This window comes from Bilophila sp., assembly GCF_057864385.1.
The window spans coordinates 1-12,944 of sequence record NZ_DBMAFI010000022.1 but is presented as its reverse complement, the minus strand read 5'-3'; the positions used below and the strand labels follow the sequence as shown (position 1 = coordinate 12,944).

The window sequence follows — 12,944 nt, the reverse complement described above, 5'->3', positions numbered from 1 at the left end:
ATCCGCTTCTTCAGGATGCAAGGGTACGCACGTAACGGAACCCACTCGTAACTAACAAGGATGTTTTGATGTAACTTTAAATAATCATTTAAGACATGCTCTGTGGCCGTTTTATTTTCGGATGGATATTGAACGCCCAAAAATGTCAGCAGGACTTGCGGGTACAGGGCGGGGTTATCGTATTCCACGTTCTGATTGCCCCTTTGGAAATAAAAACCGGATAAAAGAAAACATTGTGAGAGGATGAACAAAAAAAGCAACTTTCTCATAAAAAAATACCGAAATGACTTTGCAGTGTTGAGGATATGTGTGTCTGTCACGCAAACAAGGTTGCTAAAAAAACGGATTGCCTATACAAGAAAGAAAAAACTGCCTGCTGGCTATTGTTATTTAAATGAGATAAGGGCAGCAGAGCTGAAATCATCAATAAAATAACTGTTGGATAACAAAAATACGGAAAGAGGGCAACCAAGCATGCCGGATTTCCTATTTTACTTTGTATACCACGCAACTACTTCACACGCAGTACTGCCATGCTCCGTCTTGTGCCTTCTTCTCAAAATGTGCCTTTTTTCTTATAGTGGCGATCAACCCGTTTTTATAATCAACTTATTGGGGACAACATATGTCAGATACGCCTTCAAAGCAGAAATCATTGCTTTTTCTTTCACTGCTTTGCTTCTATCTTGCAGATGTGCGCGACGGGTTAGGCCCCTTTTTGGGCGTTTACCTGCAAAGCCTAGGCTGGATGCCGGATGAAATAGGATTTGTCATGACAGCGGGCGGCTTGGCTGGGCTTGTATGCACAACCCCATTGGGAGCACTTGCTGATCACACTAGATATAAGCGCGGGCTTATTGCAACCAGTGTATTATTGATAGTAGTGGCGTGTGGTATGATTTTTTCATGGAATGGGGCCGCTGCCGTAACATTTTCCAAAATCCTGTCATGTACGGCCGCAGCAGCCATAATGCCCGCCCTGACTAGTATTACTCTGGGCATGGTAGGACAACAGGGGCTCCCTGCACGCTTAGGAACGAATGAAGCATGGAGCCATGCTGGAAACGCGGTTACCGCCATCTTGGGAGGCGTTATTGGATATACCTCCGGCATTCCCGGCGTCTTTTTTGTGATGGCACTCATGGGAGGCATGGCCATTCTCTGTTTATGGGGCATTGCCCCTAGGCACATAGACTATGCCGTCGCGCGTGGCCTCAATCCCGACAGTATTGGACATGCCGCGTTAAAATCAAAAAAGTTATATCCACTGTTCACCGACAAATCACTTTTGGTCGTGGGGATGACGCTTTTTTTCTTCCACCTTGGGAATGCGGCCTTACTGCCGTTATTAGGGCAGTCGGCTGTCGCCCGGTTCGAGGTAAATGCGGCAGCTTACACGGCTGGCACAGTAGTGTTAGCACAAACAACCATGATTCTGACCGCTCTGTGGGGTGCTCATATCGCACAAAGAAAGGGGTATGGGCCGCTTTTTTACATGGCCCTGTTAGCCCTCCCCCTACGAGGATGTATTGCGGGCCTATGGAACAGCCCTTGGAGCATCATACCAGTGCAATTGCTTGATGGTGTAGGTGCGGGACTGCTCGGCGTGGCGACACCCGGCATTGTCGCCCGCCTTCTGCAAGGCGGCGGGCATATCAATATGGGACTTGGCTTTGTACTGACTATTCAGGGCGTCGGGGCCTCCTTCAGCAACGCTTACGGCGGCCTTTTCGCCCACCATGCCAGCTATAGCGCCGCTTTTTTTGCTTTGGCGGCGGCGCCGTGTGCAGGACTGGCACTGCTCACGATAACGGCACTGTTTTTACCTGCCCTGCGCCATGCACTTAAAGGAGAACCAGTTTCTAGCGTTCAATAAAATACGCCTCTAATACAAAGTGAATACAGTAATAGCCGTATATACTGTTCATGGATTAATCTAGCTAAAGATGTTGTACATAAGTTTTCTCCTCAAAATATCAAAGAAAAATATTACTATAAATAGAATATTCTGTATGAATCAAATTATTGTACTATTGCTGTCTTGAAGACGTTCATTTATAAGGCGAGTCAACCTATTTTGATATGTAAAAAAATACCAACATTGTTGATTATCTTACTCATAGGATAAAGCATAACATATTAAACTATTATCTTTTACATTTGCTGTGAGCTGACTAAAAAATCAGAAGCAAAAATTTATTACATTGCCTTGGTACGGGCACTACGGCTGTCCAGACCATTCAGAGAACGTCTGATTTCGCGTTGACTAATCAGTGATTGCAGATAGTTAGGCACAAGAATGCGGAAATAAAGTATAGCGCGATAGGTCGTCAGGTAGGAACGGTACCGGGAGTGAGAAGATACCCCGACAAATGGCATGATGAGCTCCAAATGTATCCCTGAACTGTATCCGCAGGAATAAAGCTCATGCCAAAAACAAAAAACCCCCTGTTTCCAGTGGGTTCAAAATTTCTGGCGGAGAGGGGGAGATTCAGGCTTAACTCCCTTAACTCATTAAACTTTATACCCGTCTGGTTGCGTTTGTTGTACAGACCGTATCCATAAAATGGAGGTTTGGCAAGCCTTACGCATCTTCGGTTTTATCTATGACAGATAGGAAGCCTGACGTAAAAAGATACATATGGGAAGTTATGAAGGGATCAGCTTGAAACTCACCTGATAGCGGTAAAAGCTCACATTGGGCGTTACCGATAAGGCTCTTCTGAGGCGCAGGTCATCTTCCTGAGCAATGATGATACCCTTGACCGTTTGACCTTCCTCAGCCAATTCCTGAGCGGCATAACCCATATATCGGAGAATCTGTCCCACAACCTTATCCGCGGCCTGACCTTTTTTGAGTTCTACTACCAACAGTTCTCGCCTATCCTTGCTGATGGCGAGAATGTCCATGTTCCCGGTATCGGTAGCAAACTGTTGTCCAATGATTTCGCCGTCATCCTCGAAAATATCATACCTCCGCCCCAGTTCCGTTTGAACCCAGTTGGCCACAAGAAAATCTTCGAGATGCTTTTCGAGCACAAAGGCGACAGGGTTTTCGATGTCCGGGTCTTGAACCTGAATGGGATTAGGTTGATGCACAGCCAGCAATGCTTTGATTTCTTCCGCATAATCGGAAATGTTACAAACAGCGCCAATAGACCCTGCTGAATTCCTCAACGCGGAACTCATTTCACTCCGGTCGATGGCTATATCCAACCATCGTACTGGACGACGATGTGGAAGTACCTGCCCCGATTCGTAGTGGTATGGGCCGCTGATTTCTCCCACACGGTAACAGCCTGTTCCGTCAGGGCAAAGCACAATATCTCCATCGGACATACCTTTACAGACAGTCCAGAGCATGCCGCAGGCAAGTCCGGCGGCAACTTTGGTCTTTTCGGGATGCGTTTCTTGATAGACAGGAATGAACATCGCGTTGAACTGACGCCAGCTGTCAGGAAGCTCGCGAGACAGGTCGCGTTCTATGCCATAATCCGCACCAATGAAACGCTCTGCAAGACATTGCTCTGCATGGCGGCTACCCTTGCCGAGCATAAGGCGATAGTATTTCGTGTTTGCCATTGATTTACTCCAGAACAAAGGGTCGCACATCTTGCATCATATTCTGTAATCGCATTGAGGGAGGAAGCTCTATCCAGTGTATGATCAGGGTATAAAGTCTTGCCGAATCCATTTGGAGACGTTTTCCGTTAATACGCAGGAATACGTCAAATGCGGCGAATGCCGTCCTTTTGTTGCCATCCACAAAAGGATGATTGATCAACAAGCTTTCCATCAGGGCACAAGCCTCTTCCACAATATCAGCGTAATAACCGCATTGAGGCCGATAGACGGAAGACTCCAACGCACCCATATCCCTGATGCCGGAAGCCCCTCCGTAGCGTTCGAGCAATATGGCATGCAAACCAAGGACATCGGCAGTTGTAAGATAATCCCGGCTCATTTGGACAGAGCCTCATAGAGCGCATCATGTTCCGTCATACTTGAAAAAAGAGCGGCCATCACATGCGTGCGTGGCTTGGCATTCCTTTTGTTTTCAATGTATTCCCTCAGGGCTTCATCAAGGATGGATTGAATCTGACGCCCCTCCTCATGAGCCATTTGACGTAATTCGGCAAGAACGTCCGGGGAGAGCTGCGTTGCAAATTTGACTTTTTGTCCTGTTGTTGCAGCTGATTGCGTCATTTTTCCTTCTCCTTTTCTTGAAACTAGGCAGTTTATCTTGATTTGTCAAGAAACGTCATGAATCTTTCCAATTCCATGTTTAATACCCAAAAATCGGACACAAAAAATTTCTTACACTTTACAGAATGAGGAACACCCGAACACATCGGGTGCTCCTCGTTTTTCGTTTAATCCGATTCCTCACGGATGGCTTCAAGTATGGCAATGGCAACAGCGATCCACGCAGACCAGTTCATATGTTCCTCCTTCCTATCTGGTTATGAAACGGGACAAACGGTACTGGCGGGCAGTTCCGTAGTCCCACTCGATATGTTTTCCAAGGCACAGCGGCATCCTCGTCAAAAGCCCAAGGCGGCACAGTCGGCAGGTATCCGTCATGCGTTCCTCCTCAAGGCATCTTCGAGCAGTCCGAACAGTGCCGGGGCAAGCTGTGGAAGCGTCTCAATGACGCGGCTGGCATGAGGCAGCAAGGCTGCGATGCCCGGACACATGATGCCGAGGCCGCAGCATTCAAAACCTTTTTTCTGGGCCTGGTTGAACGCCTCCTGTGCGGCGGGGATGGAGTCGGGTTCTCCGTCCGTGATGATCAGGATGATTTTTCTGCTCTCGCGGAGGAAATACATCTGCTGCATGACCCACCAGAGGGATTCCGCCATCGGAGTCATCCCATAGGCCATTTCGGGGAATCTGGCGGTGAGCTTTTCACCGTGCCGAAGAACAGGCACCACCGTTGCCCCGCGTTTCGCCTTATTTGCGCCGGGAAACGCCGTAATGCCCAGATTTACGCCGGGGATACCCTGAAGGGCTTTTCCTACGGCATAACACACGGCATTCGCCAGCATGAGGCCGGAGTCCGTCATGGAACCGCTGCTGTCCAAAAGGATATGAACCGCCGTATCCGGCGATTCCCTGAAACCGTTCTTCACGAAAGCTCTGGGATTCCCGACCGCCAACCTGTGGCACAGCGAAGGGGAAAGGCGCCCCCGCACTCCCGGCATGACGGGCAGCCATTTCTGCGCCTGCATGACCCCTTGAAGCCTGAAACCGAGCCCGGCAGTCCGGCGTTCGATCCAACTGAGTTGTCCGGGAGGAAGCTCCGCAAGCCGCTTCCGTCCCGTGACGGCTACCCTCAGCTGCTTCCGCCTGTCCTTGGGGCTGTCCAGTTTGATCCGTTCCGCCAAAGACTCGCCAAACCCTTTGGGCAGCTCATCAGAAGCGGAAGCGTTCAGCATACTCGCCAGAGCGCCAAGGGAAACCTCGGCGGTATCCAACGTATCCTTTGTAATGGATTCATCTTTTTTTCTTCTTTGTTGGGCATCCGTTTGTTCGGAATACCATTGCAGGATGGCCTGCTCCAGTTCCAGCGCATACCGGATGCAGTCTCCGGTATCCTTGCAGGAACCCCTCATTCTACCGAGAATCCCGTCCAATGCCTTTCGGAGTCCGGGATATTGGCGTTCCATCGTCTTTGCCACGGATTCCCTGCGGGGGATAATCGCGTCCACCGACCACGAACGCACCGTCAGCAATATGGTGTTCAAAATGGAAAAGGCCGGGTTCGTATCCCCGGCCTTTTGTGCTCCAAAGAGCTTTTGAATCAGGTGCCTGAAGTTTTCCCGGCATCCCGGATACCGTGCCGAAAGGCGTTCTTCGACACGCCAATCCTCAAGGATGTTGAACAGATTATGCTGAAAAGGCGTTAATTGGGCCTTTCTCAGAATTTCAAAGTCCGTTTCCCGGATATGAGCGGATTCGTGATCGCAATATCCTTTTATCATTGTTATCAATTCCGGTTCAGAATCCAACGGAAGCGCGGGCAGGTGAATCGTTTTGCCGTCCGTATAGGCTTCACTTCCGCCGATTTCCACCGTTACGCCGTACTGGTTACCCAAAACGCTCGCCAGCAGCGGCAAGCAATCCATGATATCCTTTGGCTTCAACATGATGTTACCACAATCCTACGTTGGGGAGATTGGCATGGGGGACGGACATGACCTCCGGCAAGTCCTCACGCACAGGAATATCCCGCATGGCAGGAGCCGTTACCGCATCGAGCACGCTGGCGGGGCCATAGCCTTCGATAAGCCGCCCGGCATGGACAATGAGCGCATCGGGATCACGGAGCAGACACACAAGTCCCTGCAACATGACCAAATCCGCCCCGGTGATGCTGCCCTTCTTGGGAACCCGATTGAAGGCCGTCTGGATGATGTCCACCACGGGGCTCACATGGGGATTGATGAAGGTCAGGCCGGACAGTTTCCGCTGGAGTGTCCGCAGGGGGGACAACGCCTTGTGGGTCACTTCCGTTTTGCCCGCGTAGACGCGATTCCATGTTTCATCCGCGGAACGGGCAATCTCCCCGAAAAGCGTTTTGGCGAGATTCTCCACCTCCTCGTTGAGGCCGGACTCAGCAACGGCTTCCGGGACGGCATGATCCATGAGCGGCGCAACCCGGTACAACTGCCAGGAAAATCCCATACGGGAACGGACATACTCGGAACCCACCGTGGATTCCCTGATGATGCCGGCCCACTTCGTATGCTTGTTGATCCAGTTTTCAATGGACTGGTCGTAATCGGCAAGGAAGGCATCTTTTTCCTTCAGGAATTCATCCCGGATGCCTATGAGTTCCCTGATGATGTCTCCGGCCTTGTCTTCCGGGATGGCCCAGCCGGACATGAACCGGATGCCGTGGCGGTCAAGGAAATTGAAGGCACGGGCCTTCAGGGTGGAGAACACCTTGAGGCTGTTCGGATCAGCGATGCGCTTGGAACCCAGAGAGGCGAGGTCTTCCGGGGGAAGTTCCGCGCCGCCGAAGTCTTCCAGCACCATCTTCTTGCGGGCGGACCAGAGACTGACGTTAAGATTCAGGGCGAGAAGATTGTCGAGAACCTTGATGTCGGAAAGAATGGGGGTATCCATGACAACTCCGTTATTGGGTTAAAGGGGTTAAGAGTTCGATGTGATCGTCTTCAGAGAGTTTTTGGAGGGAGCGTTGCAGCAATTCCCGGACAGGGTTTCCATCCACGCAATCATCCGCAGGAATGGTCAGGCTTCGGCCTGATTGCCCGGAACATCCCCGGAGAATCTCCAGCGCATGGGAAAAGGCTTCCCCACGCCGGAAGCGTGAAGAAGCCTCGTTTTTCAAAATCACCTGCGGAAGCTGAGGAAGCGTGTCGAGATAGTCTGGGGCTGTCTCCATATGCCTGGGAATTGAGGCCAGCCATTGCTCCAGCATGGCTGCCGGAGCCGTTTTTACTCCCCCAGATGGCAATCCATCGGGAACATCCGCTGAAGGAGTTCATGCAGCATGGCGCGGGTAGGCCGGGACGCCCGAAAGCCCAAGGCCCGATCCAGCGCGTAGGACAACGGCTGGATGCCCTGATGCGCCAACGGCTGAAAGCGCAGGGTCAAGTCCGCCCAGCGGAGCAAGGTTCTCGTGGAGAGCGTCACCTCGATGGTATCCGTGTAGGAATCGGAAGCGCCTATGAACTGCTTCCTGATTTCATTGGCGAAATCCACCATCTTGACGGCGAGGTGTTCCGGCAGGGCCGGATGGAGCTTCGCCAGCAAATCCTTTTCCACTGCGGCATCCGGGTAATTGACCTCGCACAGCATGAAACGATCAAGCCACGCAAGGTTCATCCTCCCGGTTCCCTGATAAAGCCCCGTGTCGTCCCCGCCTCCGTTGGTGTTGCCCGTGCAGGCGATGCGGAACATTTCATGCGGATGAATGACTTCCCCACCGTTCTCCGGCAGACACAGGGGCGCACCTTCCAGAACACCGTTAAGACCAACAGCGACCTCTGGAGAGAGCAAATCCACTTCGTTTATCAGGAAAAGTCCCCCGTAACGCATCGCCAAGGACAACGGCCCGTACTCGTAACGCATGCTTCCCTCGTGCAGGGAAATATGACCACACAGGTCAGCGAACTCCATCCGTCCGTGACCAGTCACCTCGAAAACGGGATAGTTCAACCGAGCGGCAAGCTGCTTGATAAGACTCGTCTTTCCCGAACCCGTAGGGCCGTAGAGATACAGCGGATCAAGTTTGTTCATGAACCAAACGGCGGCATCCCGTGCCGATTCATGAAAGCTGTAATGTGGGTCGATAGCGGGGGTATACAGGCAGGGATTCTGGAATCCCCAAATCTTGTTCCCGGTCGGCACGCCGCTGAAGACAAGCCCGGCATCCATTTCGACGGGTGTGAGTGCTTCCAGTTCCTGAATGTTCTGTGACTCCATGATATTCTCCTTTTAAGGGTTAAAAACAGAAAATCCCGGCCTCTCCGAAGAGAAACCGGGATGTGATAAATCTTTTTTCTTATCTTACATACGACTGTGTGCAGTACCGTATACGATGTTGCGCTCTCGTTTCCCAACAGCGATTACGGTAACATACACAATATCGTCTTCAACACGGTATACGAGACGATAACCAGCCGCCTTCAGCTTGATTTTATAGCAATCAGACATACCTGAAAGAGCAGCGGAAGGAATTCTTGGCTGTTCCAAGCGTTCTGCGAGTTTCTTTTTGAATTGCTCCTGTAGTGTCGCCCCAAGTTTTTTCCACTCCTTGAGAGCCTGCTCATGAAATCGAAGCTTATAGCTCATTCAGTGATACCTCAACAAATGGGCCGTCACTGCGCTCAAGGACAAGTTTTCTGTCTTCGGCATCTTCCAATCGGCTCAAAAGTTGTTCGTAATGCCGGGCGGGAATAAGGTAGGCTTCCGGCTTGTTATGATTCAACACGGCAACAGGGTTCCCCTGCGCAGAAGCGAGAATACCAGCAAAATTTCGCTTCAGTTCCGTTACGCTCACTGTCATGTCTGCGTGGATAGTCTCCATTTTTAACCTCTTTTTCACATTTATTTATATGCTAAATTAGGTGCTTTTTATTGAACTGTCAAGCTGGAGTTCTGCCTTTCACATCCGAATCGCATACAACCTCTCAAAGGGTTCTCCCTGCTTTTCGCATCTCGCCATAAGCGTCTGGGCATTCTGTTCACCAAGCAGAGTGTCAAGCTCTTTAGCCAGTCGTTTTCGATCCAATGTCACTCTCCCGTTCTGGGGAATCACCCGGAACGTATGGTTTCCTGTGTTGATCCATTCTCCCCTCACCGTATGGGAAAGCTGGTAGGCGGCCTTCAAACGGACTTCCAGTTCACCGATAGCCTCATCAAGCGATTTTTTCTGTGCTTTCAACTCCATAAACTGTGCGAGAGTATCCTCCCACTCAGGATGCAAGGAGCCTTTGAAATGTGGGCAATCCTCCTTCCAGAAACATGACGGGCACAGGGGGGCAAGCCCCTGCGCCGTTTGAACCGCGTTCAGATTCAGCCTGTTTTCTCTAAGAGCATTCACCTTCTCCCAGAATTCGGAAGCCATATCCAGACATCGGGCAACATCCGTATTTTCAGGAAGAAACGGGCCAAAGGCCTTTGCATCATGCATGGACAGGCAGAGAACCCACCCTTGAACGTCGCAAGCTGAAGCATCATCAGAAAGGGATACGCCAAGGAGTTCTCTACAGATTTCAGGGAACGTCCTGTGGCAGAGCACTTCCCCCGTCTCCTGAATGATGTTGAAAACCGGATGGTTCCAGTAGGCTTTGAGCAATGCCGTCTGCCCGCCGATCTGCATGGCGTAGCTCTCGGAAAGCGTTGTCGGCAGCTTTGCTGTGGATTTGACTTCCAAAATCCGTACAGACGGATGTGGCTGGTCAGTCACCAGCGTGAAATCCAGATAGGCCTTGATCGGGATGTTCCCATGTCTGATCCCGATTTCCAGTTGAGAAAGCGGAGATAAACCATATCCCATAAGAGCCTGATGGACGCCCGTCTCAAACCAGTGCCCTCGTTGGAGGAGCAGTTGGCGTTTGAGAGCTTCGGCAGTATTTCCCCGTTCAGTTGTGCAGAGTTTGGCAGCCAGTGCCGCCCTTGGACAGTCCAGCATCCTGGCAATGTCGGACAGTCCGACATATCGGGAACGGTCGCCAAGCCGGATCGCCGTTTGGCGTTCCGCGTACCGTTCCAATCCACAGCGGAGGATTTCCAATAACCCTTCTGCTCTTGTAGTTCTGGTCGTTTCGTCCATCCGTTTCCCCCTGTAATAAGAACGAAAATGGAAAGAGCCGCCCCACCAAGGACGGCCCTTTCCCCTATGCGGCATACTTCCACCAGATTTTTCGTTGCGGGTTCCAGTGAAACCCCGCTGCCGAAAGCTGTTCCTTCTTCGCCGCCGTGTTTCCTGTGGCGAGAACGCACTCCCGGCCATCCTGTGCCGATACGATTTGATATGAAATTCCATCCAGATGAGGCAATTTTGAAAGTCCGCCTGACGTTCGATTTGAGGCGGGTGAAATATTTTTTGCTTGTCCTGAATCATCCTGAACCGTTTTGCCCCGCTGTGGGGCGTTTACGGCACTTTTCTGTCTCTGGAGGCGGTTGGGCTTGTCCGAAGCAAACTCTGCGTCCGTATCTTCCTCTGTGACGATGCCGAGCATGGCTGAAAGCGCATACCTGCGCATATAGGTCATGCTGATGCCTACCCCCTGGGGATCGGCCTTGGGCAGGGGGACCACGGCAAGGCTCGACTGCCATTGTCCAGACTCGGCATGGGTGAGTTTCGTGACCAACCCAAGATATCCCGGTTCGGCAGGAACCGGATACTGGCAAAGCCAGATATTGTTGGAAAGCAAGGCGTCACGGCACGAGTCCATGACACTGTTCAATGTGGCGTATCTGCTCTTGGTAAACGGGTTGTTGGCATCCTTGGTTGCTGGTTGAAGCTGGCGTTGAACTTTGATGAGGGCCTTGGCGAGTTCCGAAATTTCTTCTGAATTGTACTCTTGCATTTTTCCTCCATAAAAAGTCCCCTTCCATCCAGCTTATTGTGAATAGAAGGGGGAAAACGAAAAAACTTCTCTGTTCTATACTGTAATATAGATTCAAATTAATTTGATATACATCCTTTTATTTATCTATGACGAACAGTTTTGTGAAAAGCAAATAAAGATATAACCTTGTTTACATTCATATTGTTGAGTAATTGAAAAACTATATTGCTCTTTAACAAGCTCCATGAGCTCATGTACATGAGTTGCGATTTGGAACAGTCCATGTCAGGCAAGGCGCGTGGAGTAAAAATGATGGAATCCGCTTACAGGGCGGCTTTGGCGATATGAGGACCAGAGAAGGATGTGCCGGGCAATGGACAAAAACATACTCACTTGTCCGTGTGGGCTAGACAAGCATATCGGTATTCAGACTTTGCAGGATGAGTTCCTGCACAATCTGGGGATCGTCGCCCGCATTCAATTGGCGGCAGGTATCGCACTACTGTGGGACAAATAAGGACATTTCTCCCCTGTAAAACAAATCACCAATTCCCCAAGCGACGATAAGCCAGCCCTGAGCCTGAGGACTGGCTTATTTTTGATTTCAATGGAAGGGAACGGGAAAGCGTTTTGTGCAAAGGCTGTAAAAGGTGACAACCACCTATTCATAAATATAAATATGTTGCTGTAGCAGTACAGAAAATTTTATCACCCAGCGGCAGGTCTTACATTATATTCATTAAGCTTTTTTTCCATTAACTTAAATTTATTCTCAAGAGCAGAAGAAAGTGGTTTTATTTTCTCAAAAGCATTCAATAGATCTTCTTTATGAATAACATTCTCCATTTTTTCATTACTACTAGGATCAAGATACTTAATAAATAGTTCTTCAACAGCAGCAGCAATTCCAGCCTCTAAATCTGCTCCTGAAAACCCATTTGTTTTTTCGACAACTTCAGAAAGATTCAATGCTGCATAGTATTTTTTACGTTTCATAAGATGAATCTTGAGTATTTGTAAACGCTCTTGAGGCGTGGGGAGAGCCACTGAAAAAATTTCATCGAACCGCCCCTTTCGCAAAAATTCAGTAGGAAGTCGTTCCAAGTCATTAGCAGTGGCAACAACAAACACTGTAGAGGTTTTTTCTTGCATCCATGTAAGAAATTGTCCAATAAGTCTTGCTGTAACTTCGTGCCCACCGCTTCCTATACCCCCGGCAAAGGCTTTCTCCACTTCATCAACCCACAAAACACAAGGACTCACAGCTTCAGCCTGAGCCAAGGCAGACCGCATATTTCTTTCTGACTCGCCAACATATTTGCCAAGTATTCTTCCAACATCAAGACGAAGTAACGGGACTTTAAATAGCGCGGCTGTCGTTTTCGCCGTTAATGATTTTCCACAGCCTGGAAAGCCTACAATTAACATTCCTTTAGGGATATCTACTCCATTTTTTAAAGCACTATCCAAATTATGGAATATTTGCGCTTTCCGATAAAGCCATTTTTTTAGTCCCTCTAGGCCCCCAATTGAATCGATATCATAGTTTGAATCGATATATTCCAGTAATCCTGATTTACAAACTATTTGCTTTTTTTCAGAAAGTATAAAATTTTTGTCATTTATCGATATAAGACCGCCATTTGTATATGCCAAATCAAGAACTTGTTTTATTTGGAAAAATGAAAATCCCTTCAATTCTAGTGCGAGTTCTCCAATATCCTTTTCATCTATTTTAAAGTCAAGATTCTTTGCATATTCATGTATTATATTTTCTATATCATTTTGTGTAGGTTTATTTTGTGATACAATAGTGATTAAATGTTCAAGTTCACTTGGAATGATACATTCTCCAGAAACAACAACAATGGTTTGCTGGTATCCAGATGTATATAG

Annotated in this window: 15 protein-coding genes; 1 reads left to right on the top strand and 14 read right to left on the bottom strand. The window is 49.3% G+C overall.

Features of this window, described 5'->3' with window-relative positions; genetic code table 11:
- Positions 1-625: 625 nt before the first annotated feature.
- A complete protein-coding gene (locus ACZM8Y_RS08930) occupies positions 626-1,876 on the top strand; it encodes an MFS transporter (protein WP_482331925.1) in 1,251 nt (416 codons plus the stop codon).
- Between the two features lie 323 nt (positions 1,877-2,199).
- Here the strand turns inward: ACZM8Y_RS08930 and ACZM8Y_RS08925 are convergent, their stop codons facing one another.
- The 14 genes from ACZM8Y_RS08925 to ACZM8Y_RS08860 form a co-directional block, all read right to left on the bottom strand.
- The gene (locus ACZM8Y_RS08925) at positions 2,200-2,379 is read right to left on the bottom strand and encodes a DUF6538 domain-containing protein (protein WP_482331929.1); all 180 of its coding nucleotides are present in this window, start codon (positions 2,377-2,379) and stop codon (positions 2,200-2,202) included.
- A 270-nt stretch (positions 2,380-2,649) separates the two neighbouring features.
- Positions 2,650-3,582 carry an endonuclease NucS domain-containing protein gene (locus tag ACZM8Y_RS08920; protein ID WP_482331933.1) on the bottom strand — a complete coding sequence of 311 codons (933 nt, stop codon included), beginning with the start codon at positions 3,580-3,582 and terminating at the stop codon, positions 2,650-2,652.
- Positions 3,583-3,586: 4 nt separating this feature from the next.
- Positions 3,587-3,964 carry a type II toxin-antitoxin system death-on-curing family toxin gene (locus tag ACZM8Y_RS08915; RefSeq protein ID WP_302551590.1) on the bottom strand — a complete coding sequence of 126 codons (378 nt, stop codon included), beginning with the start codon at positions 3,962-3,964 and terminating at the stop codon, positions 3,587-3,589.
- Positions 3,961-4,206, bottom strand: a complete 246-nt coding sequence (locus ACZM8Y_RS08910) for a hypothetical protein (RefSeq protein WP_482331941.1) — start codon at positions 4,204-4,206, stop codon at positions 3,961-3,963. The genes ACZM8Y_RS08915 and ACZM8Y_RS08910 overlap by 4 nt, the downstream gene beginning before the upstream one ends.
- Before the next feature lie 249 nt (positions 4,207-4,455).
- Positions 4,456-4,584, bottom strand: a complete 129-nt coding sequence (locus ACZM8Y_RS08905; protein ID WP_482331946.1) for a hypothetical protein — start codon at positions 4,582-4,584, stop codon at positions 4,456-4,458.
- Positions 4,581-6,128 (bottom strand): vWA domain-containing protein, encoded by a 1,548-nt coding sequence (locus ACZM8Y_RS08900; protein ID WP_482331951.1) that lies wholly within the window; start codon positions 6,126-6,128, stop codon positions 4,581-4,583. Before ACZM8Y_RS08900 ends, ACZM8Y_RS08905 begins: the two co-directional genes overlap by 4 nt.
- A 25-nt stretch (positions 6,129-6,153) precedes the next feature.
- Positions 6,154-7,131, bottom strand: coding sequence for a DUF3150 domain-containing protein (locus tag ACZM8Y_RS08895; protein ID WP_482331956.1), 978 nt, complete (start codon positions 7,129-7,131; stop codon positions 6,154-6,156).
- Between the two features lie 10 nt (positions 7,132-7,141).
- The gene (locus tag ACZM8Y_RS08890; RefSeq protein WP_482331960.1) at positions 7,142-7,447 is read right to left on the bottom strand and encodes a hypothetical protein; all 306 of its coding nucleotides are present in this window, start codon (positions 7,445-7,447) and stop codon (positions 7,142-7,144) included.
- A 17-nt stretch (positions 7,448-7,464) separates the two neighbouring features.
- Positions 7,465-8,454: an AAA family ATPase gene (locus tag ACZM8Y_RS08885; protein ID WP_482331964.1), complete on the bottom strand. Its 990-nt coding sequence runs from the start codon at positions 8,452-8,454 to the stop codon at positions 7,465-7,467.
- An 84-nt stretch (positions 8,455-8,538) separates the two neighbouring features.
- Complete coding sequence (locus ACZM8Y_RS08880; protein WP_302551583.1) at positions 8,539-8,823, bottom strand: type II toxin-antitoxin system RelE family toxin; 285 nt, start codon at positions 8,821-8,823, stop codon at positions 8,539-8,541.
- Complete coding sequence (locus ACZM8Y_RS08875) at positions 8,813-9,058, bottom strand: type II toxin-antitoxin system Phd/YefM family antitoxin (protein ID WP_227327165.1); 246 nt, start codon at positions 9,056-9,058, stop codon at positions 8,813-8,815. The genes ACZM8Y_RS08880 and ACZM8Y_RS08875 overlap by 11 nt, the downstream gene beginning before the upstream one ends.
- A 78-nt stretch (positions 9,059-9,136) precedes the next feature.
- Positions 9,137-10,306 (bottom strand): hypothetical protein, encoded by a 1,170-nt coding sequence (locus tag ACZM8Y_RS08870; RefSeq protein WP_482331974.1) that lies wholly within the window; start codon positions 10,304-10,306, stop codon positions 9,137-9,139.
- Positions 10,307-10,370: 64 nt separating this feature from the next.
- Positions 10,371-11,066, bottom strand: coding sequence for an ERF family protein (locus ACZM8Y_RS08865; RefSeq protein WP_482331980.1), 696 nt, complete (start codon positions 11,064-11,066; stop codon positions 10,371-10,373).
- Positions 11,067-11,756: 690 nt separating this feature from the next.
- Positions 11,757-12,944, bottom strand: a 1,188-nt coding sequence (locus tag ACZM8Y_RS08860) for an AAA family ATPase (RefSeq protein WP_489501710.1), incomplete at its 5' end; no start/stop codon positions are given.

Bases quoted from the DNA above. Each gene is read 5' to 3' on its own strand.
- ACZM8Y_RS08925 (WP_482331929.1), bottom strand. From the start codon at position 2,379: ATGCCATTTGTCGGGGTATCTTCTCACTCCCGGTACCGTTCCTACCTG.
- ACZM8Y_RS08920 (WP_482331933.1), bottom strand. From the start codon at position 3,582: ATGGCAAACACGAAATACTATCGCCTTATGCTCGGCAAGGGTAGCCGC.
- ACZM8Y_RS08930 (WP_482331925.1), top strand. From the start codon at position 626: ATGTCAGATACGCCTTCAAAGCAGAAATCATTGCTTTTTCTTTCACTG.
- ACZM8Y_RS08910 (WP_482331941.1), bottom strand. From the start codon at position 4,206: ATGACGCAATCAGCTGCAACAACAGGACAAAAAGTCAAATTTGCAACG.
- ACZM8Y_RS08890 (WP_482331960.1), bottom strand. From the start codon at position 7,447: ATGCTGGAGCAATGGCTGGCCTCAATTCCCAGGCATATGGAGACAGCC.
- ACZM8Y_RS08900 (WP_482331951.1), bottom strand. From the start codon at position 6,128: ATGGATTGCTTGCCGCTGCTGGCGAGCGTTTTGGGTAACCAGTACGGC.
- ACZM8Y_RS08875 (WP_227327165.1), bottom strand. From the start codon at position 9,058: ATGGAGACTATCCACGCAGACATGACAGTGAGCGTAACGGAACTGAAG.
- ACZM8Y_RS08865 (WP_482331980.1), bottom strand. From the start codon at position 11,066: ATGCAAGAGTACAATTCAGAAGAAATTTCGGAACTCGCCAAGGCCCTC.
- ACZM8Y_RS08880 (WP_302551583.1), bottom strand. From the start codon at position 8,823: ATGAGCTATAAGCTTCGATTTCATGAGCAGGCTCTCAAGGAGTGGAAA.
- ACZM8Y_RS08885 (WP_482331964.1), bottom strand. From the start codon at position 8,454: ATGGAGTCACAGAACATTCAGGAACTGGAAGCACTCACACCCGTCGAA.
- ACZM8Y_RS08905 (WP_482331946.1), bottom strand. From the start codon at position 4,584: ATGACGGATACCTGCCGACTGTGCCGCCTTGGGCTTTTGACGAGGATG.
- ACZM8Y_RS08915 (WP_302551590.1), bottom strand. From the start codon at position 3,964: ATGAGCCGGGATTATCTTACAACTGCCGATGTCCTTGGTTTGCATGCC.
- ACZM8Y_RS08870 (WP_482331974.1), bottom strand. From the start codon at position 10,306: ATGGACGAAACGACCAGAACTACAAGAGCAGAAGGGTTATTGGAAATC.
- ACZM8Y_RS08895 (WP_482331956.1), bottom strand. From the start codon at position 7,131: ATGGATACCCCCATTCTTTCCGACATCAAGGTTCTCGACAATCTTCTC.